Below are 18,087 nucleotides of genomic sequence, written 5' to 3' on the forward strand. Positions count from 1 at the left end.
TGTTGAGGCGGCGAGTGTTGATGTCTGATCAAGCTACAGCAGTGGATTTGATTCCTATTGAAAGCCAAACACGTACAATTCAAACGTGTTTCCTTCAATGTTTATATGAGGTCCCCAACTTTCAGAGACCCTACAGCTGGACGGTAGATCAGCTCAGCGATTACTGGGACGATCTTGTTCTTGCTCAAGGCGACTTTTTTTTTGGCTCCACCGTCACCTGGGTTAGTACGAAAAGGGATTTGTTCAACGACACATATTCTATAATAGATGGTCAGCAGCGCCTCACAACTAGCGCGATTGCTTTGTCTGTACTAAGGGATGCATTCTCAAATATAGCCGGCGATGAATCCCTCATTGACGAGGGCATCAAGAGTGCGGCTTCGAATCAGGCTGCAGCGACGCAGCGATATCTCATCATCAGTGATGACGATGGTAATCAATATCCCGTCCTGAAGAGGCCCGAGAGCATGTTCCGCGAGCACATTCAAGAGCCCGGTGCAATTCCGTCGGGGGCCGCATGGAACAGCAGCGCAGAGCGAATTGGCGAAGCGCGACGCTTTTTCGAAGCACGGGTTCTTGGCGATCTAATTGACTTGGCGGCGCCCGAGCGTATCGAGCGACTTAAAATGATTCGGGCCAATATACTCAAAGCAAGAATTATTCAAGTAGAGCTTGCGTCCGAAGAAGATGGCTTCTTAATTTTCGAAACACTAAACACCCGGGGCGCAGATCTGCGCCTCTCGGACCTTGTGAAGAATCTTCTTATTCGCGGGGGAGCAACTCATAGTGAAGATAGGCGCGCAATCGGCGAGAGGTGGGATCGCGTCGTTGATATGGTTCAGGCTCGGCGGACTACCGCTAATGCCGCAGACCGGTTTATCTGGCAGTCATGGAATTCGCGCCGAACGGCGGTGAAGGAGCCGGAACTTTTCAAAGCCATCGGCAAGCGTGTCAAGGCTTCGCCGGCAGCTCACCTAAATTACTTGCAGGAGTTAGAGGCTGATGCGGCAACCTATGCGTACTTGGAGGACGAAAGCGTCGGAGTTCAACCCAAGTCGCGTGGGAAACGAAATGCGTTTTCACTTCCCGAATTCGTAGACAGCGTTCGCGCCTTAGCTATATTTGACGTTTCGGTAGCAAATTCGACGGTTCTAGCTGTGGCGCGGAAGTATAAGGAAACAAAAATCGTCAAGGAAGCTGACCTGATTGAGGTTTTGAAGCTGACGGAAAACTTCCATTTTCAGTTCACGGCGCTGACGAACAGTGGCTCAACTGGTGGCACTCGCGCTCGATACAATCGCTTTGCGGTCAAATTGGAAGAGGCGACCACTCGCGAAGAAGTCAACTCCGCTATTGCGGATCTCCGGGCGAAACTACAAGCCAGTCTCCCCAACGCCAAAGAGGCTACTAGTGCCTTTGTCGACTTGTTTTATGCGCCGAAGCTTCGCCTCGCGCAAGCGCAAAAACCACGAGCGCGTAAGGTTTTCATTGCCTACATACTTATGGCATTCGCTAAGAAAAACAAAAACATTCCCGCCGGTCAAAATTTACTTACTTGGTCCGTCGAGCACATTAAGCCTCAAGCGGATGCTTCCGAGTCCTACAAAGATGCGGTTTTTTCTATTGGCAATCTCACATTGCTAACTGCCGAGCTCAATAGTGCGTTGGGTGACGCGCCCTTGTCTGAGAAGAGGGAGGCTTTGCAGGCGGGTAGTGCGTACTTCGATCCTCAACTAAGATATTGGGTTCAGCAGCAAATTGACGATTTGAGCGACGATCACATCTATGCGCGAAGCGAAGCCCTTGCCATGGAGGCAATTGAAAGTGTTTGGACGCTTTAAATGCGTTTCTAGCTTGAGCAAGCGCACCCGTGCGCCAGCCGAGCAAAGGCGCACGTTGGTATATAAGTATTGACCCAGCCGTAACTTTAGGCCTTCTAGTCAAAGTCAGATAGGCGCCGCGTCAATCTATATGACGTGGCGCCCTTGTCGATGTGATTAGAACAGCGGCCAGGGCACCGCCGAGGACTGGCCAGCGGGCGCCGGGAACCGTGCCTCCGCACGCAGCCCCAGGCACCGCTCCGCCAACGCCTCGATCTCCTCCTCTGTCAGCAACCCTTTCAGGTCGCGGCAGAGGGCGCCCTCCAGCCCGGCGAGCACGCGGTCGACGCCCGCCAGTTCCTCCGCGCTGAGCGGATCCCCGATCCACCCCCACAGCACCGTGCGCAGCTTGTGCTCCTGGTGGAAGGTGATCCCGTGGTCGACGCCGTGGCGGTGGCCGTCCGGCATCGCGAGGATGTGGTCGCCCTTGCGGTCGGCGTTGTTGGCGATGACGTCGAAGACGGCCATGCGGCGGAGAGCCGGGGTGTCCTCGTGGATCAGGGTGACGGACCCGCCGTCCTGGTCCTCGCCTTCGAGCACGGGCTTCCAGCCGTCCTCCGGCACCTCGTCCGTCGGGAGCAGGTCGACGGCGCTCTGCTCGGGATCCGTCTCCTGCCAGAGCTGCACCATGCCCTCGCCGAACGGACCGTCGCGCAGCCACGTGCGCGGCACGACGCCCCAGCCGAGCGCCTCCGAGAGGCGGTACGCGGCCACCTCGCGCTGCGCCAGGGTGCCGTCGGGGAAGTCCCACAGCGGGTTCTCGCCGTCGACCGGCTTGTAGACGACGGCCACGTCGCCGATGGTGCCGAGGAAGGTCGCGTTGGACGCGGTGCGGATGCGGCCGGTGAGCGTGAGCTCGGCGGTCACGAGATCCGTCGCCGGCATCAGTCCTCGCGCGGAATGCAGATGTGGCCGTCGGGATCCATGGGCTCGCCGCAGAACGGGCACGCCGGGCGCCCGGCGCCCACGATGGCGCGGGTGCGCTGGGCGAACGCGCGGGCGGCGCCGACCGGCATCCGCACGAGGAGCATCTCGGTCTCGGAGCTGGCATCGTCGGCGCGGAACACGTCGTCGTCCGCGTCGTCCTCCGTGAGGGGGTACGCCTCGACCACGATCTGGGCCGTGGTCGGGTCCCAGCCGAGGCTCATGGCGCCGGTGCGGAAGTGCTCCTCCACGGGCTCGAGCTGGTCCTCGTCGATGAGCTCCGGCGGCGTGCTCGCGGGGATGCTGAAGGGGTTGCCCTCGACGGCGATGAGCTGGTCGAGGATCTCGTCGATCTTGTCCGCGAGGAGGGCGGACTGCTGCTTCTCGAGGGCGATGCTCACGACCCGCGCGCCGGAGCGCACCTGCAGGTAGAACGTGCGGGCTCCCGGGAGGCCGATGGTGCCGACCACGACCCGGTCGGGCCAGTCGAACTCGAGGGCGCGTGTGGGCATGGTTCCACTCTAGGCGCGGCGGATCACGGCGTGCTGTGCCCGGCGCCGCCGCCGACCGGTGCATCGCCGGATCCGACGCTCGCGGCCAGCCAGGAGAGGTCGCCCGCGTCGGTGTTGGTCGCGTGGACGGTCGGTCGGCTCGTGCCGTAGCGCACGATCGAGACGGACGCGGGGCCCACGTCGATGCGCTGGAACAGGTCGAGGTGCGTGCCGAGGGCGTCGGCGAGGATCGCCTTGATGACGTCGCCGTGGCTGACCGCGACCCACACGGCGCCGGGCCCGTGCTCCGCCTCGATGTCTGCGTCATGGCGGCGGATCGCGGCGACCGCGCGCGCCTGCATCCCGGCCATCGACTCGCCGCCCGGGAAGACGACCGACGACGGGTGCGCCTGCACGCGCGACCAGAGGTCCTCCTTGGCGAGCTCGCCGAGCGCGCGGCCCTGCCAGTCGCCGTAGTCGCACTCGGTGATGTCGGGCTCGATCGGCTGGGCCGGCTTCCCCGTCTGCCGCTCGAGGATCCGCTGCGCGGTCTCCCAGCAGCGCTGGAGGGGGCTGGACACGACGGCGGCCAGCGGCACCGCGGCCAGCCGCTCGGCGGTGCGGTCCGCCTGCGCGCGTCCGGTGTCGTCGAGGTCGACGCCCGGGGTGCGCCCCGCCAGGATCCCGGTCGCGTTCGCTGTGGTGCGTCCGTGCCGCACGAGGATCACTGTGGCCATCCCGCGAGCCTAGCCGCGGGTCATGCGGAGGTGCGATGCGAGGCGGAGCAGGACCGCCTCTCGATCGGGGCTCGCGGGCGTGGACCGTCCTCTCCGCCTTCGGATGCAAGCCCCGAGGTGCGTCCTCCCGGCGGTCGTCCGCGGACCGGCCGGTTCCTAGCGTCGGAGGTGCGGTCGGATCCGGCCGCGTCGGCGACGGAGGAGCTGCCATGACCACCATCCATCACCCGGAGACGCGCGGCCCCGAGACGCGGCCGCCGACGAGCGGCGTGCGCGGCCTCGTCGCACGGCATCCGCTCGTCGCGTTCGCCTCCCTCGCCATCGCGGGGAGCTGGGTCGCCTGGCTGCCATACATCATGTCGTCGCACGGCCTGGGGCTCTGGGACATCGACTTCCCCGAGATCCTCGGCAGCGCCCAGCTCTCCGGCGTGCTGCCCGGCGCGTACCTCGGGCCGATCGCGGCCGCGTTCCTGGTGACGGCCGTGACCGAGGGGCGGCCGGGCCTGAAGCGCTGGGCCTCACGGCTGTGGCGCTGGCGGGTCGGCGGGCGCTGGTACGCCCTCGCGCTCGTCGGCGTGCCGGTGGTCGTGCTCGCGTCCGGTGCCGCGTTCTCCGGCGGGGACGTCCACGCGCCGTCGCTGCTCGCGCTCGCGGTCTACGTGCCCGCCCTGCTGCTGCAGATGGTCACGACCGGGCTCGCCGAGGAGCCGGGCTGGCGCGACTTCGCGCTGCCCCGGCTGCAGCGGAGGTCGGGCCCGCTCGTCGCCAGCCTCCTGCTCGGACCCCTGTGGGCGTTCTGGCACCTGCCGCTGTTCCTCAGCGACTGGGGCGGATGGCCGGACGCCCGGTGGACGCGGCCGCTGTACTTCACGGGGTTCTGCATCGCGTTCACGATCATCATCACCTGGGTCTTCAACCGCACCCGCGAGAGCCTGCCCCTCATCGTGCTGCTGCACGTGGGCGTGAACAACACGTCGTCGGTGCTGTGGCCGGAGATGTTCCCGACCATCGACGGGGAGACGAGCATGCTCGCGCTCATGACCGCCGCGACCGTCGGCGCCGTCGTGCTGATCGCGGCGACGCGCGGGCGGCTGGGATTGCCGACGGCGCTGCCGACGGCGCTGCCGACGGCGCTGCCGGAGCCGGCGTCGGCGACGCCGGCCGCATCCGACCCACCAGCGCCGGAGCCCGCCGGCACCCGACTCGTACACTCGGACGATGGCCGACGCTGAGACCCCCTGGCGGCCCACCGGCCTCGATCTCGGCGTCGGCGCCGCGTGCGCCGCCGTCTCGGTGCTGCTGCTCGTGGGCCTGCCCGCGGTCGCCGGCGAGGATCCGGACCTCGCGAGCCTCGACCTCCCCACCCCCGGCGACCCCGCCTGGTGGGCGCTCGTCGTCGGCTGCCTCGCGCAGGCCGCCCTCGTCGTCCTCGTGCGGCGGTCGCCCCGGGTCGTCCCGGTGGCGGTCGCCGCGGTCGCGGTCGTGCTGCCGCTCGTGGCGCCCGCCGGCGTCTCCGGCCTCGCGACCGTCGCGATCCTCGTCGCCGTGCTCCGCGCGGTCGCGCAGCGGCCCGTCGTCCGGCTGGCGCCGTCGCTGGTCGCCACGGCCGTCCTGCTCACCGTGGGGGAGACGCTGAACAGCGTGCGCGGGGTGGGCATCGGGCCCGCCGAGGCCGTGCTCGCGGCGCTCGTGCAGGCCGCGGGCATCGTGGGACTCCCGCTCCTCGGCGGACTCGTCGTGCGCTCCCGACGCGAGGCCCGGGACGCCCGCCGTGACGAGCTGAGCGCGCGGGTCGGCGAGCGGGACGCGCTCGTGCAGGCCGCGGTCGCGCGCGAGCGCACGGCCATGGCGCGCGAGCTGCACGACATCGCGGCGCACCACCTGTCCGGGATCGCGCTCATGGCCGCGGTCGTGGACCGGCAGATCGACTCCGCGCCCGAGGAGGCGCACCGCGGGATCCGGCAGGTGCGCGCGCAGAGCATGGACGTGCTCGACGACCTGCGGCGGCTCGTCGGCCTCCTCCGGGAGGACCCGGACCAGGACGCCGAGCGCTCCGTCGAGACGCTCGCCGCCGTGCCCGAGCTGGTCGACCGCGCGCGGGTCGCTACCGGCGGATCCGTCGAGCTCCGCGTGCAGGAGGCCCCCGGCCGTCCCCTCGGGCAGGGCATCGGGCCGCTGGCGCAGCTCGCCGTCTACCGGACGGTGCAGGAGTCGCTGACGAACGCCGCCGCGCACGCGCCCGGGAGCGCCTGCGTCGTCGAGGTCGACGACCGGGACGCCGCAGCGCTCGTCGCGACCGTGACCAACGGGCCGGGCGACGGCGCGGCCGTCGGCCGGTCGCTCGCCAGCGCGGCCGGCGGATTCGGCCTGCTCGGCATGCGCGAGCGCGCCGAGCTCGTCGGCGCGGAGCTCGCGGCGGGATCCACCGCGGAGGGCGGCTGGCGGGTGCGCATGGCCGTGCCGCGCGAGCGCGACGCGCGGGCGGGATCCGCCGTCGGGACCCCCGCGCCCGCTGCCGCCGAGATCACCCGTACCCCCACGCCCCCGGAGGCCATCGCATGATCCGCGTCCTCATCGCCGACGACCAGGCGCTCGTGCGCGCCGGCCTCGCCGCCCTGCTCGGTGGCGAGCCCGACATCGAGGTGGTCGGACTCGCGTCCGACGGGGCCGCGGCCCTCGCGCTCGCCCGGGAGCTCCGGCCCGACGTGGCCTGCCTGGACATCCGGATGCCCGTGCTCGACGGCATCGCGGTCGCGCGGGCGCTCGCCGGGCCCGACGCGGATCCGGCCGTGCCCGTGCTGATGCTCACCACCTTCGACCTCGACGACTACGTCTTCGGCGCGCTCGAGGCCGGCGCCAGCGGATTCCTCCTCAAGGACGCGGAGCCCGACGTGATCATCGACGCCGTCCGTCGCGTGGCCGGTGGCGACGCGACGCTCGACCAGGCCCTCACCCGCCGCGTGCTCCGCGAGTTCGTGGACCGGCGGCGCCTCCAGCCCGTCACCGGCGGCCGCGGCGAGGGCCTCCTCACCGCCCGGGAGCGCGACGTGCTCCTCCTCCTGGCGCAGGGCATGTCCAACGAGGACATCGCGGCGGCGCTCGTCGTGGAGGTGTCGACCGTGAAGTCGCACCTGGCGCGGATGCTGCCGAAGATCGGCGTGACCTCGCGCCTGCAGGCCGTGGTGTGGGCGTACCAGAACCGCGTCGTCGAGGTGCCCGGGGAGGCGGCCGGCGCCTGATCCGGGCCCGCCTCCATCGGAGGATGCAGGTCCCGAGGACCCGTCCTCCGGCCCTGGGGCCGCGGGCGGCGGATCCGCAGGCTGGGATCACCCCATCCGACGAGGAGAACGCCATGCCCCCCGCATCCACCCCCGCATCCACCCTCGCGTCCCGACGCACCGGCACCGCCGTGCACCTGGACCGCGTCACCCGCACCTACCCCGACGGGCCGCGGACGGTCGTCGCCCTCGACGGCGTCAGCCTCGACATCGCGGCCGGGTCCTTCACCGCCGTCATGGGCCCGTCCGGCTCCGGCAAGTCCACCTTCCTCAACGTCGCGGCCGGGCTCGACCTGCCGACCGGAGGCCGCGTCGTCATCGGCGGCACAGACCTCTCCGGCATGTCACCGGACACGCTCACCCGCTTCCGGCGCGAGCGCGTGGGCTTCGTGTTCCAGGGCTACAACCTCATCAGCCACCTCACCGTCGGCGAGAACGTGCGCCTGCCGCTCACGCTCGCCGGTGGCCGGCCCGACGCCGAGCGGATCCGCGCCCTGCTGACCGCCGTCGGCCTCGTCGAGATGGAGGGCCGCCTCCCGGGCGAGCTCTCCGGCGGCCAGGCGCAGCGCGTCGCCGTCGCCCGGGCGCTCGCCGCCGACCCGGACGTGATCTTCGCCGACGAGCCGACCGGAGCCCTCGACGCGCGCACGGCCGACGGGATCCTGCAGCTGTTCCGCACCGCGGTGCGCGACCTCGGGCAGACCGTGGTGCTCGTGACCCACGACCCGCGCGCCGCCGCATCCGCCGACCGCGTGCTCTTCCTCGCCGACGGCCGCTTCCGCGGGGAGCTCGCCTCCCCGACGGTCGAGCAGGTCGCCGCCCGCCTCGTCGAGCTGGGGCGCTAGACCATGCGCACCGCCATCCGCTCCGTGCTCGTCGTGAACCGCGCGAGCCTCCTCGGCACGGCCCTCGTCGTCGCCCTCACCGCGATGATTCTGGCCCTCACCGGCGCCTGGCTCGAGGCGGGCGTCCGCGAGCCGGACCTCCTGCTCCTCTCCACCGTCGCGAGCTCGTTCGCGGGCACGCTCCTCCTCATCGCCGTGCTCGTGGTCGCCGGGTCGTTCTCGGCCGCGCTCGCCCGCCGCCGACGCGACTTCGCGCTGCTCCGGGCGGTCGGCGCCACCACGCGCCAGGTCCGCGGCACCGTCACGGCCGAGGCGCTCGTGATCCTCGGGGTCGCCGGCCCCGTCGGAGCCGTCGCCGGACTGCTGCTCGCGCCCGTCGCCGCGCCGATGCTCGAGGCCGGCGGCCTCCTGCCGGCCGGCTTCACGCTCGGGGTGTCGCCGCTGCCCGTCGTCGGGGCGCTCGCCGTGCTCGTGCCCACGGGGATCCTCGCGGCCCTGCTGGCCGCGCGGGGGATCCTCCGGGTCAGCCCCACCGCCGCCGTGCGGGAGAGCGCGGTCGACCCCGTCGGCATCGGCCGCGGCCGCCGCATCGCCGCGATCGCCACCGCCGCCCTCGGGCTCCTCGCCGCGGGCACGCCGTTCGTCTCGCCGGGCCTGCTCGGCAGCGCCACGGGCGCGTCCTCGGCGATCCTGCTCGTCGTCGCCGCGGGCCTCGCCGGTCCGCTCCTCGTGCGGTGGGCGGCGTCCCGCGCCGTGGCCGCATCCGGATCCCGCGGCGGTGCCGCCCGCGTGCTGGCCGTCGCCAACGCCCGCGGCTTCTCCCGTCGGTTCAGCGCCGCGGTGATCCCGCTGGCCCTGCTCGTCGGGCTCGGATCCGTGCAGTCCGGCACCGACCTCGCCGTCGCCCGCGCCGGTGAGCAGCAGCTCCGGGCGTCCGTCGCCGCGGACCTCGTCGCGGTCGCCTCAGGCGGTGACGGGATCACGGCCGCGCAGGTCGCGGCGGTCCGTGCCGTGCCGGGCGTCGCCGCCATCACCGCCACCGGCGGACTCGACGCGAGCATCCGCGTCGAGCAGCCGGACCCGGACGACGGCGCGTTCGGCGGCCTGTCCTGGGAGCCGGCGTCGCTCCGCACGCTCACGCCCGGTCCCGCGCTCCTGGATCCGGCCGTGCGGGAGGGGTCGCTCGACGACCTCGCCGAGCCCGGCACCATCGCGGTGAGCACCGACGCGCTCGTGCTCACGGGCCTCGGCGTGGGGGACTCCGTCGACCTCCGCATCGCCGACGGCCCCGAGGAGGAGCGGCGCATCGTCGCCGTGTACGACCGGGGCCTCGGCCTCGGCGACCAGATGGTGGGCGCTCCGGCCGCCGGCGCGCCCGCCGACGCCGTGCTCGTCCGCCTCGACGGCGCCGCACCGGACGACGCGCAGGCCGCCATCGCGGCGCTCGGGCTCCGGGCGCTGACCCCCGACGCCTACGCCGACACCGCCACCGCGGGCGGCGCCGCCGAGCGCCAGCTCTCGCTCGTGCTCCTCGTGTCGCTGCTGGGGCTCGTCGCCGCGGCCGCTGCGACGACGCTCGTCGGATCCACGCGCGGCCGCCGCGAGGAGCTCACGCTGCTCCGCCGGGTGGGCGCGACCCGCGCGCAGCTGATGCGGACGCTGGGCGTCGAGACCGCCTTCATCGTGGTCGCAGCCCTCGCGATCGGGATGCTCGCCGTCCTGCCCGCCCTCACGGGGATCGGCCAGGGCCTGCTCGGGATCCCGCTGCCCGTCGTCGACGTGCCGGTCACGCTCGCGCTCGGCCTCGCGGTCGTCGTGATCGCGGCAGCCTCGGTGCTGCCGGCGGGGTGGCGCGGCGCGTCGGGCCGATGACGTCGGCCCGGGGGCGAGGGCGGCGCTCCGGGCGGCCGTCGGTGTCAGGTGACGACGCGCTCGGCCTACGCCCGCCCGCGCACCGGCCGGCAGATCAGCACCGGGCACGGCGCCGAGTGCTGCACGCGGCTCGCGGTGCTGCCCAGGAGGATCGTCGCGGTGAGGCCGCGGCCGCCCGCGGCCATGGAGATCAGGCCGGCGTTCAGGTCCTCGGCGGCGCGGATGATCTCGGTGGCGGGCGAGCCGCTGCGGACCTCGCGGTGGATCCTCGGGCCCCAGCGGTCGAAGACGGCGGCGACCGCGTCGACGGCGGACTCCGCGTCGCGGCGGTAGCTGAGCTCCGTCTGGCCCGGGCCGTGGTGCGGTCCCAGCTCGTTCGCGAACGGCGCCGCGGCGTACGGGCTCACGACCGCGAGGACGGTGACGTCGCGGATCTCGCGGGAGTCGGCGATCAGCTGGAACTGGCGGGCGGCCTCGAGCGACGCCTTCGATCCGTCGGTGGTGACGATCACGTGCATGGTCAGACCTCCCTGTCCGTGGGGCCGGCCGCGGCGACCGCCGCCGCGTCCCCGGGATCCGGCCGCGTGTTCCCGAAGGCGCGCTGGGCCAGGTAGAGCACGAGCCCGAGAGCGAGGAGCCCGCCGACCCACAGCAGCGCGGCGGGGTCGTCGATGAGCGTGTAGATCAGCACGGCCACGTTGCCGACGATGCCGACGATGAGCAGCGGCGTGTTCGCGCGGTAGGTGTCCGCGGTCTCGTCCTGGCCGCGGAGCTTGAGGCACGCGACGATCACGAGCGCGTAGATGAAGAGGAGGAACACCACGGTGATGGTGGCGAGGCGGTCGACGATGTCGAGCCGCTCGTCCTCGGGGATGCCCGCCTGGCTCGAGCGGATCGCGGCGCCGATGATGAGGAGGCTCGCGACCACCGCGCCGCCGAAGATCAGCGCCACGTAGGGGCTGCGCCGCGCCGGGTGGACCTTCGCGAAGATCGCGGGCACGACGTTCTCGCGGGCCATGCCGAACAGGATCCGCGACTGGGCCACCACCGTCACGAGCGCCGTGTTGCTGATGGCGACCATGGCGATCAGGCCGAAGATCACGAGCATCACGGCGGCGGGGATGAAGAAGAGGTCGGCGCGCACCACCTCGAGGAGCGTGTTGCCGGCGAGGGCGTCGATCGGGACGGCGAGGGCCGCCGCCATCGAGACGAGGACGTAGACGACGCCGGCGGTCATCATGCCGCCGATGAGCGCGCGGGGGAACGCGTGCGACGGGTCGATGGTCTCCTCGGCGACGTTGGCGGCGTTCTCGAAGCCGGTCATCGCGAAGAAGGCGAGCGAGACGCCGGCGAGGACAGCGAGCACCGCGGATCCGCCGCCGCCCTCCACCTGGAACTGCAGCAGCACGGACGGATCGCCGACGCCCTCGACCAGGGCGATCACGCCGATGGCGACCACGACGATCAGGCCGGTGATCTCCACGAACGTCATGACCACGTTCGCGACGACCGACTCGCTGATCCCGATGAGGTTGATGAGCGTGATGACGGCCACGAACGCGACCGCGATGCCGGTGGTCGCCCAGATGGCGGACTCGGGCAGGCCGATGAGGTCGCTGAGGTAGCGGACGAAGCCGGCGGCGAGGGAGCCGACCGCGGCCATGTTGGCCGAGAGCATGCAGATGGTGATGAAGAAGGTGAGCACCGGGCTGCGGAACGCCTTGTTGATGTACAGGGAGGCGCCGGCGGCCTGCGGGTACTTGGTCACGAGCTCGGCGTAGGCGAGTCCCGTGATGGTCGCGATGGCGACGCCGACGAGGAACGCCATCCAGAACGCGCCGCCCACGGCCGCGGCCACGAGGCCGACGAGCACGTAGATGCCGGATCCGAGGACGTCGCCGACGACGTAGAAGTACAGCTGCTTCGCGGTGATGGACCGCTTGAGCACGCTGCGCGATGGTGCGTCTGCCTCGATGGGATTCGCCATTTCCCCACACTAGGGGCGGGGTGCCGGGCGGTGAAGGGGGTCGCGCGGATCGGGCAGCGCCCGCTATGCGCGGCAACGCGCCGGCGGAGCGTCGGAGTCCGGGCGCGTCGTGCCGCGGATCGCCCGCCGCGCACCGGTCGCCGACGGATCCCTCGGCGATACTGGACGAGGCGGCGCCGTCCCGGGGGCCGCCGCCGTGACGGGGAGGTCGCATGATCCGAGCAGTCGACGCCAGAGGGGTGCGGGCATGACGCCGCGCATCCGGGCACTCCTGCTCAGCGGGGTGATCACCGGCCTGACCATGGCGATCGTGGCGGCCGCGCGACCCTGGACCCGGCGGCCCGAGCCCGACGACTGGGTCGTCCTGCGGTTCGCGGCGGGCCCGGACGCATCCGCGTACGAGGCGTTCGAGACGCTGGCCGCGACGGAGGCCGCGGGCGACGACGCGCTGCAGCTGCTCGAGGCGGGGCGCATCGACGGCAACGAGTTCGGCGAGGACTCCTACGACGTGCACTTCGTGGGATGGGAGCGCGGGATCATGTGGAGCATCCTCGAGCCGATCTTCGCCGGCGCGCTCGTGCCCTGGACCTCGGTGGAGCTGCGCCGCGGCTTCGAGGACCAGGCGCCGGTGGTGGTGCGGGCGTCGCGCTGAGGGTGTCCGACCGCGCGGCGGGCGGGGACGTCGCGCCCCGCACGGGGAGGGCCGGTGTCGGCCCCCGCGTCTAGCGTCGGGGCATGACGTCGAGTCGATCCGCGGGGTGCCGCGCCGAGGGCTGCCCGGCGCCGGCCGAGCGCGGGGCGCCCGTGCCGCTGTGCGCGGCGCACCTCGTCGCCGCGGCCGGGTGGGCGGAGCGGGAGCACGGCGTGGAGGACGTGCTCCCGTCGCCGTGCCCGGCCTGCGGATCGCGCCTCGGCGTGCGGTACCCCTCCGGCTGGCTGTGCGCGGTGTGCGAGTGGCGGCACGGGGATCACCCGGACGGCGAGCTCGCGCCGCCGCGGGTCGACGTCGTCTACTACATCCGCTTCGGCGACCGGATGAAGATCGGCACCAGCGCGAACCCGCGGCAGCGGCTCGGCGCGCTCCGGCACGACGAGCTGCTCGCGTTCGAGCGCGGCGGGCGGGGCGTGGAGCGGGCACGGCACGCGCAGTTCGCGCGGCAGCGGTACGACCGCACGGAGTGGTTCGCGCTCGACGCGGGGCTGCGCGCGCACGTGGCCGCGCTCGCCGCGGGTCAGCCGGATCCGTGGGAGCTCCTCGCCCGGTGGCGGAGCGAGGCGCTGGCGCTGCGCGTCAGCTGACCGCGCCGGTGCGCCGCGTCACCCGGCCGCGGCCGACGGCGGCGTCTCGCGCAGGTACGCGTCCACGAGGAACGGGCCGCGGATCTCGCGGAGCCGGTCGAGGAGCTGATCCACCGTGCCGCGCGTGAGGCCCGAGACGCACAGGTCGTACGGCCCGAGGGCGGGCAGCTTGCCCGTGCGGATGCGGATGACCTCCCAGCCGGCGGCGCGCAGCGCGCGGTCCTTCCGGCGGTCGGCCTCCTCCCGGCGGCCGACGTGCTCGAGCCCGTGGCGGCCGGTGGAGTCGTACTCGATCGCGACGCGCAGCTCCGGCAGGAGGATGTCCGGCCACGCCTCCCGGTGCTCGAAGAACGGCCGCGCCAGGCGCACCGCGTTGAGGCCGGTCGTGTGCTCGAGGCGCGCGGCCAGGTCCTGGCGGAGGCGCTCCTCGACGGCGGACGCGGGCGGCGGCGCGCACGCGCTCGCGAACGGCTCGCCGACGGGGAGGTCCGGCGTCTTCCCGCAGACGCCGGGGGAGCGGCGGGCGCGGGCAGGCGACGCGGCGGGGCGGACCGCGGGAGGGGCGGCGGAGGAAGGCCCGGCGGCACGCGCGCGAGGTGCGCCAGCGGTCGGCGCGGCGCCGCTCGGCGTGCCGTCCTTGCCGCGGCGGTCGCGTCCCGTGCCGGGCGCGGACGGCCTGCCGTCGCGCGATCCGCGTCGCGCGCGGGGAGCCCCGGACGCGGGCGTCGCGGTCCCGCCGGCCGGCGCCTCGGATCCACCGGCCGCTCCGGCCCCCGCCACCGGCCCCACGAGGAGCGGCGACGCCCCGGGCCACCGCACCTGGTCGGCCATCGGCAGCACGGGCGTGCGCGGGGACGCGGCCTCCGCGCAGTCCGGGCACCACGACGACCGGCGGCGCTCGCGGCCCGGCCGGTTGCGCTGCTCCTCGGGCGTGGCGACGAACACGTGGCCCGTGTCGCACTGCCAGGTGAGGAAGACGTCGGCCGCGGGCGGCACCTGCGTGAGCGTGATGCCGCGGTTGTTCTCGGGGTGGTACTGCCGGATGAGCACGGGGAACGACGCCCACGCCTCGCGGTACGCGCCCACCGGGTACGGCACGTCGAGGCCGCGCGACCAGCGTCGTCGCGCCCACCACGCATCCACCGGCTCGGGCATGCGGTCACGGTACGAGGAGCCACCGACGTCGGCCGCCTAGCCTGGGGCGATGCCCGACCTCGCGACCGACCGCCTGCTCCTGCGTCGCTTCACGGAGGCCGACGCGCCGTTCCTGCTCGACCTGCACTCCCGGCCCGAGGTGCAGCGGTGGCTCGGCTCGGGGGAGGTGCAGTCGGATCCCGCGCAGGCCGCCGCCCGCGCGGCCCGCTACGCCGCGCTCGACGACCCGGTCCGCGGCATCTGGGCGATCGCCGCCCGCGACGGCGGCGCGCTCCTCGGCACGCTCCTCCTCAAGGACCTGCCCGCATCGGCCGCGCCGGTGCCCGACGACGACCCGGCCCCGCGCGACGCCCCCGCGGACGGCGAGACGGAGATCGGCTGGCACCTGCATCCGGACGCCTGGGGTCGCGGCGTCGCCACGGAGGCGGCCCGGCGGGTGCTCGCGCACGCAGCCGAGGGCGGGCTGGCGCGCGTCCTCGCGGTCACGAACCCCGCGAACGCGCCGTCGCAGGCCGTGTGCCGGCGGATCGGCATGCGCTCGCTCGGCCGCACGCGCGCCTACTACGACGCCGAGTGCGAGCTGTTCCGCATCGACCTGCCCTGAGCTCATCCGGGCCGTCGGGGTCCACTCCGACGTCCGCCCGCCGACCTCCCATGTGACATGTCACCGCCTCCCGCGACTAGCGTGGGACGCGATGCGAGGGGGCTCCGCGACGATGCGGCGCGTCCCGATCCGCATCGCGCACCAGGAGGACGATCGACGATGATCACGCAACCATCCGCACCCGGACGCGGGACGCCCGACGCGGGCACCGCTCCCGCCCCGACGCGACGGAGGGGGATCCGGGCGCTGGCCGCGACCGCCGGCCTCGCCACCGCGCTGTCCCTCGCGGGCCTGCCGGCGCACGCCGCGACGAGCGCCCCGGCTCCCGCCGCCGCCCGCGTCGCGGCACCGGCCGCCGCGACCCCGCCGGCCCCCGCGGCCGTCGAGGACGCGACCTTCACCCCCGGCGAGGCCCGGCTCGACACCGCGGGGAACGTGATCCAGGCCCACGGCGGCCAGATCGTCCCGTCCGTCGATGAGACGGGCGCCACCATCTACCACTGGTACGGCGAGGACCGCTCCAACGGCTACGCCTCGAGCCCCGGCGTGCACGTCTACTCCTCGCGGGACCTCGAGGCGTGGACGGACGAGGGCCTCGCCCTGGCCGCCATGTCCTCGCCCGACCAGTTCGACGCCGACCCGTACTTCGCCGGCCTCTACGGCGACCTCGACGCCGAGGCGCGCGCCGCCGTCTACGAGGACCTCGGCACCACCCCCGCGGCCGGATCCTCGCGCCCGGCGGCCATCCTCGAGCGCCCCAAGGTCATCCACAACGAGGCGACCGGGCAGTGGGTCATGTGGATCCACACCGACGGCCCCACCGCCACCAGCGACGCCCAGTACGCGAAGGCCACCGCGGGCGTCGCGGTGTCCGACTCGCCCACCGGCCCGTTCCGCTACATCGAGGACCACCGCCTGCACGAGGCGCCGGCCGGGGAGCCGGACTACCAGCCGGAGAGCAAGGGCATGGCCCGCGACATGAACCTCTTCGTCGACGACGACGGGACGGCCTACATCATCTACTCGAGCGAGGAGAACTACTCGCTCTACATCTCGAAGCTCGACGCCGACTACACCGCGCTCGCGACGGGCCCGGCCGACGCGGTCAAGGGCGTGGACTTCACGCGCCCCTACATCGGCGCGCACCGGGAGGCGCCGGCGCTCTTCAAGTCGCACGGGACCTACTACCTGATCACCTCGGGCGCGACGGGGTGGAACCCGAACCCGGCCTCCTACGCCACGGCGACCGACATCCTCGGCACCTGGACCGACCGCGGCAACCCCGTGCAGGGGGAGGGCGCATCGACGACCTTCGGCTCGCAGAGCACGTCGGTTATCCCGATCGACGCCGCGAACGGCCGCTTCGTCTACATGGGCGACCGGTGGACGCCGGACGACCTGGCGAATGCGCCGTACATCTGGCTGCCGCTGACCTTCGGGGAGGGCGGATCCATGTCGCTCACGAACCCGGGCACGTGGAGCGTGCGCGACATCCCGGCGTACGCGCCGTGGGAGGTCACCACGGAGATCCCCGCGACCGTCCGCACCGACGACGCCTCGTCCCTGCCGGCGGAGGTCGAGGTGACGAGCGACGGCGCGACGACGACCTCCGGCATCACGTGGGACGCCGCGGCGCTCGCCGGCGCGGGTCCCGTGCAGCTGCGCGGCACGCTGGACGACGGGCGCACGCTCGTCCGCCGCGTGGTGGTCGTGCCCCGGGACCTCGAGTACGCGGTCGACGCGGGCGGCTGGGCCACGGCCGACTGGAAGGCGATCGTGGCGGCGGCCTCCGTCGACGGGCCTCTCCTCGGCTCCGTGCCGGAGCAGCCGCTCGGCGCGGATCCCGCCACCGGCACCACCTGGGGCTGGACCGGATCCAGCGACGTGAAGGGCGATGCCACCGGCGACCTCTACTCCACGCTCCGCTGGGCCAGGTCGGGCGCCGCGCTCACCTACTCCTTCGGCGGGCTGACCCCCGGTGAGCACCGCGTCGACCTCGGGTTCTCGGACCCCTGGACCACCGCGAGCCGCACGGCGCGCATCACCCTGAACGGGCAGGTCGTGGAGCAGGCGCGCCCGTTCGGCGCCGACTCCTCGAGCGCCTACACGGCGGTCGTCGGGGCGGACGGGATCCTCCGGGTGGAGATCGCGAAGGCGGCGGGCCCGGACGTCCAGGTCAGCTTCCTCCTGGTCTCCGGCGGACCGGCGGCGCTCGCCGAGCAGACGATCGCCTTCGCGGGACCCACCGGCGCGACCGCGGGCGGCGACGCGATCCGGCTGCAGGCCACCTCGACCTCGGGCCTGCCCGTGTCGTTCCTGGCCTCCGGCGCCTGCACGGTCGACGGGGCGCGGCTCACGCCGACCTCGGCGGGCGTCTGCACGATCACGGCGACGCAGGCCGGGGACGACGAGTTCGCGCCCGCCGCGAGCGTGACGCGCACCTTCCGGGTGCAGGCGGCGCTGCTCGACGGGTTCGACCGCCGCGGCTCCGCGGTCGGCGCATCGTGGACCGGATCCACGACCGCCACCGCCTACCGGCTCGCGGCCGGCACGCTCCGGCCCAACCAGGGCGGCGCGCTCCTGCGGCCCGAGGTGCTCGGCGCCACGCAGGAGGCGTCCGTGGAGCTCGTGAAGGTGGCGCGGACCACCCCGTCGGTGGGCCTCGTGCTCAAGGCGCAGTCGGCCCGCACGGTCGACCGCGGCGCGATCACGGTCGCCTACGACGCCCGCACGAAGGCGATCACCACGACCGCGATCGCGACGGACGGCACCCGCACGGCCTACCCGGCGATCCCGGTGCAGCTGCTCGCGGGCGACGTGCTCACGGCCAGGTACACGGCCGACGACGCCGTGGAGATCCTGCTCGGCGACGACCTCGTGGGCACCACGGAGCTGTCCGACGCGGACGCTGCGCGCTTCCACGACGCCACCGGCCGCATCGGCATCTGGGCCGAGAAGGCGCTGCTGACGGTGCTCGACGACTTCCGCGGCGGCACCACGGTCGGCTGACCCGCG

At 72.6% G+C, this 18,087-nt stretch carries 16 protein-coding genes; 10 read left to right on the forward strand and 6 right to left on the reverse strand.

The genetic code is table 11. The annotated features are described in order from the left end of the window. The first annotated feature begins 20 nt into the window (after window positions 1-20). Window positions 21-1,841, forward strand: coding sequence for a DUF262 domain-containing protein (locus QFZ62_RS14365; RefSeq protein WP_307507030.1), 1,821 nt, complete (start codon window positions 21-23; stop codon window positions 1,839-1,841). Window positions 1,842-1,997: 156 nt separating this feature from the next. Here the strand turns inward: QFZ62_RS14365 and QFZ62_RS14370 are convergent, their stop codons facing one another. From QFZ62_RS14370 to QFZ62_RS14380, 3 genes are read right to left on the reverse strand one after another with little or no spacing between them, the layout of a single operon-like run. Then, window positions 1,998-2,765 (reverse strand): SCO1664 family protein, encoded by a 768-nt coding sequence (locus QFZ62_RS14370; RefSeq protein ID WP_307507032.1) that lies wholly within the window; start codon window positions 2,763-2,765, stop codon window positions 1,998-2,000. Further along, window positions 2,765-3,316, reverse strand: a complete 552-nt coding sequence (locus QFZ62_RS14375) for a DUF3090 domain-containing protein (RefSeq protein WP_307507035.1) — start codon at window positions 3,314-3,316, stop codon at window positions 2,765-2,767. Before QFZ62_RS14375 ends, QFZ62_RS14370 begins: the two co-directional genes overlap by 1 nt. 23 nt (window positions 3,317-3,339) lie before the next feature. Then, window positions 3,340-4,032: a histidine phosphatase family protein gene (locus QFZ62_RS14380; protein ID WP_307507039.1), complete on the reverse strand. Its 693-nt coding sequence runs from the start codon at window positions 4,030-4,032 to the stop codon at window positions 3,340-3,342. 209 nt (window positions 4,033-4,241) lie between these two features. Between QFZ62_RS14380 and QFZ62_RS14385 the strand changes: the two genes are divergently transcribed. The 5 genes from QFZ62_RS14385 to QFZ62_RS14405 all read left to right on the forward strand — a co-directional run bounded on the left by QFZ62_RS14385 (window position 4,242) and on the right by QFZ62_RS14405 (window position 10,027). Further along, on the forward strand, window positions 4,242-5,264 hold the full coding sequence (locus QFZ62_RS14385; RefSeq protein WP_307507042.1) for a CPBP family intramembrane glutamic endopeptidase: 1,023 nt from the start codon (window positions 4,242-4,244) through the stop codon (window positions 5,262-5,264). Then, window positions 5,251-6,594: a sensor histidine kinase gene (locus QFZ62_RS14390; protein ID WP_307507046.1), complete on the forward strand. Its 1,344-nt coding sequence runs from the start codon at window positions 5,251-5,253 to the stop codon at window positions 6,592-6,594. The genes QFZ62_RS14385 and QFZ62_RS14390 overlap by 14 nt, the downstream gene beginning before the upstream one ends. Continuing rightward, entirely contained in the window at window positions 6,591-7,271 is a 681-nt protein-coding gene (locus QFZ62_RS14395) for a response regulator transcription factor (protein ID WP_307507049.1), read from the forward strand. The genes QFZ62_RS14390 and QFZ62_RS14395 overlap by 4 nt, the downstream gene beginning before the upstream one ends. Before the next feature lie 113 nt (window positions 7,272-7,384). Next, window positions 7,385-8,155, forward strand: coding sequence for an ABC transporter ATP-binding protein (locus tag QFZ62_RS14400; protein ID WP_307507052.1), 771 nt, complete (start codon window positions 7,385-7,387; stop codon window positions 8,153-8,155). Between the two features lie 3 nt (window positions 8,156-8,158). Next, window positions 8,159-10,027, forward strand: coding sequence for an ABC transporter permease (locus QFZ62_RS14405; protein WP_307507056.1), 1,869 nt, complete (start codon window positions 8,159-8,161; stop codon window positions 10,025-10,027). 65 nt (window positions 10,028-10,092) lie between these two features. Here the strand turns inward: QFZ62_RS14405 and QFZ62_RS14410 are convergent, their stop codons facing one another. Together QFZ62_RS14410 and QFZ62_RS14415 are read right to left on the reverse strand one after the other, a co-directional pair. Beyond that, window positions 10,093-10,545: a universal stress protein gene (locus QFZ62_RS14410; RefSeq protein ID WP_307507059.1), complete on the reverse strand. Its 453-nt coding sequence runs from the start codon at window positions 10,543-10,545 to the stop codon at window positions 10,093-10,095. A gap of 2 nt (window positions 10,546-10,547) precedes the next feature. Continuing rightward, window positions 10,548-12,014: an APC family permease gene (locus tag QFZ62_RS14415; RefSeq protein WP_307507062.1), complete on the reverse strand. Its 1,467-nt coding sequence runs from the start codon at window positions 12,012-12,014 to the stop codon at window positions 10,548-10,550. A 247-nt stretch (window positions 12,015-12,261) separates the two neighbouring features. On the opposite strand from QFZ62_RS14415, the gene QFZ62_RS14420 reads away from it, so the two are divergent. Together QFZ62_RS14420 and QFZ62_RS14425 are read left to right on the forward strand one after the other, a co-directional pair. Next, window positions 12,262-12,666 (forward strand): hypothetical protein, encoded by a 405-nt coding sequence (locus tag QFZ62_RS14420; RefSeq protein WP_307507064.1) that lies wholly within the window; start codon window positions 12,262-12,264, stop codon window positions 12,664-12,666. Between the two features lie 83 nt (window positions 12,667-12,749). Further along, the gene (locus tag QFZ62_RS14425) at window positions 12,750-13,313 is read left to right on the forward strand and encodes a GIY-YIG nuclease family protein (RefSeq protein ID WP_307507067.1); all 564 of its coding nucleotides are present in this window, start codon (window positions 12,750-12,752) and stop codon (window positions 13,311-13,313) included. A gap of 18 nt (window positions 13,314-13,331) precedes the next feature. Here the strand turns inward: QFZ62_RS14425 and QFZ62_RS14430 are convergent, their stop codons facing one another. Next, complete coding sequence (locus tag QFZ62_RS14430; protein WP_307507070.1) at window positions 13,332-14,468, reverse strand: zinc-ribbon domain-containing protein; 1,137 nt, start codon at window positions 14,466-14,468, stop codon at window positions 13,332-13,334. 49 nt (window positions 14,469-14,517) lie between these two features. On the opposite strand from QFZ62_RS14430, the gene QFZ62_RS14435 reads away from it, so the two are divergent. Together QFZ62_RS14435 and QFZ62_RS14440 are read left to right on the forward strand one after the other, a co-directional pair. Continuing rightward, window positions 14,518-15,072: a GNAT family N-acetyltransferase gene (locus QFZ62_RS14435; RefSeq protein WP_307507073.1), complete on the forward strand. Its 555-nt coding sequence runs from the start codon at window positions 14,518-14,520 to the stop codon at window positions 15,070-15,072. 159 nt (window positions 15,073-15,231) lie between these two features. Continuing rightward, window positions 15,232-18,081, forward strand: a complete 2,850-nt coding sequence (locus QFZ62_RS14440; protein WP_307507076.1) for a family 43 glycosylhydrolase — start codon at window positions 15,232-15,234, stop codon at window positions 18,079-18,081. The last annotated feature ends 6 nt before the right edge of the window (window positions 18,082-18,087 follow it).

Source organism: Clavibacter sp. B3I6 (assembly GCF_030816895.1).
GTDB lineage: Bacteria > Actinomycetota > Actinomycetes > Actinomycetales > Microbacteriaceae > Clavibacter.

Excerpts from the sequence above, each read along its gene's own strand:
- QFZ62_RS14365 (WP_307507030.1), top strand. The coding sequence starts at position 21 with ATGTCTGATCAAGCTACAGCAGTGGATTTGATTCCTATTGAAAGCCAA.
- QFZ62_RS14370 (WP_307507032.1), bottom strand. The coding sequence starts at position 2,765 with ATGCCGGCGACGGATCTCGTGACCGCCGAGCTCACGCTCACCGGCCGC.
- QFZ62_RS14375 (WP_307507035.1), bottom strand. The coding sequence starts at position 3,316 with ATGCCCACACGCGCCCTCGAGTTCGACTGGCCCGACCGGGTCGTGGTC.
- QFZ62_RS14380 (WP_307507039.1), bottom strand. The coding sequence starts at position 4,032 with ATGGCCACAGTGATCCTCGTGCGGCACGGACGCACCACAGCGAACGCG.
- QFZ62_RS14385 (WP_307507042.1), top strand. The coding sequence starts at position 4,242 with ATGACCACCATCCATCACCCGGAGACGCGCGGCCCCGAGACGCGGCCG.
- QFZ62_RS14390 (WP_307507046.1), top strand. The coding sequence starts at position 5,251 with ATGGCCGACGCTGAGACCCCCTGGCGGCCCACCGGCCTCGATCTCGGC.
- QFZ62_RS14395 (WP_307507049.1), top strand. The coding sequence starts at position 6,591 with ATGATCCGCGTCCTCATCGCCGACGACCAGGCGCTCGTGCGCGCCGGC.
- QFZ62_RS14400 (WP_307507052.1), top strand. The coding sequence starts at position 7,385 with ATGCCCCCCGCATCCACCCCCGCATCCACCCTCGCGTCCCGACGCACC.
- QFZ62_RS14405 (WP_307507056.1), top strand. The coding sequence starts at position 8,159 with ATGCGCACCGCCATCCGCTCCGTGCTCGTCGTGAACCGCGCGAGCCTC.
- QFZ62_RS14410 (WP_307507059.1), bottom strand. The coding sequence starts at position 10,545 with ATGCACGTGATCGTCACCACCGACGGATCGAAGGCGTCGCTCGAGGCC.
- QFZ62_RS14415 (WP_307507062.1), bottom strand. The coding sequence starts at position 12,014 with ATGGCGAATCCCATCGAGGCAGACGCACCATCGCGCAGCGTGCTCAAG.
- QFZ62_RS14420 (WP_307507064.1), top strand. The coding sequence starts at position 12,262 with ATGACGCCGCGCATCCGGGCACTCCTGCTCAGCGGGGTGATCACCGGC.
- QFZ62_RS14425 (WP_307507067.1), top strand. The coding sequence starts at position 12,750 with ATGACGTCGAGTCGATCCGCGGGGTGCCGCGCCGAGGGCTGCCCGGCG.
- QFZ62_RS14430 (WP_307507070.1), bottom strand. The coding sequence starts at position 14,468 with ATGCCCGAGCCGGTGGATGCGTGGTGGGCGCGACGACGCTGGTCGCGC.
- QFZ62_RS14435 (WP_307507073.1), top strand. The coding sequence starts at position 14,518 with ATGCCCGACCTCGCGACCGACCGCCTGCTCCTGCGTCGCTTCACGGAG.
- QFZ62_RS14440 (WP_307507076.1), top strand. The coding sequence starts at position 15,232 with ATGATCACGCAACCATCCGCACCCGGACGCGGGACGCCCGACGCGGGC.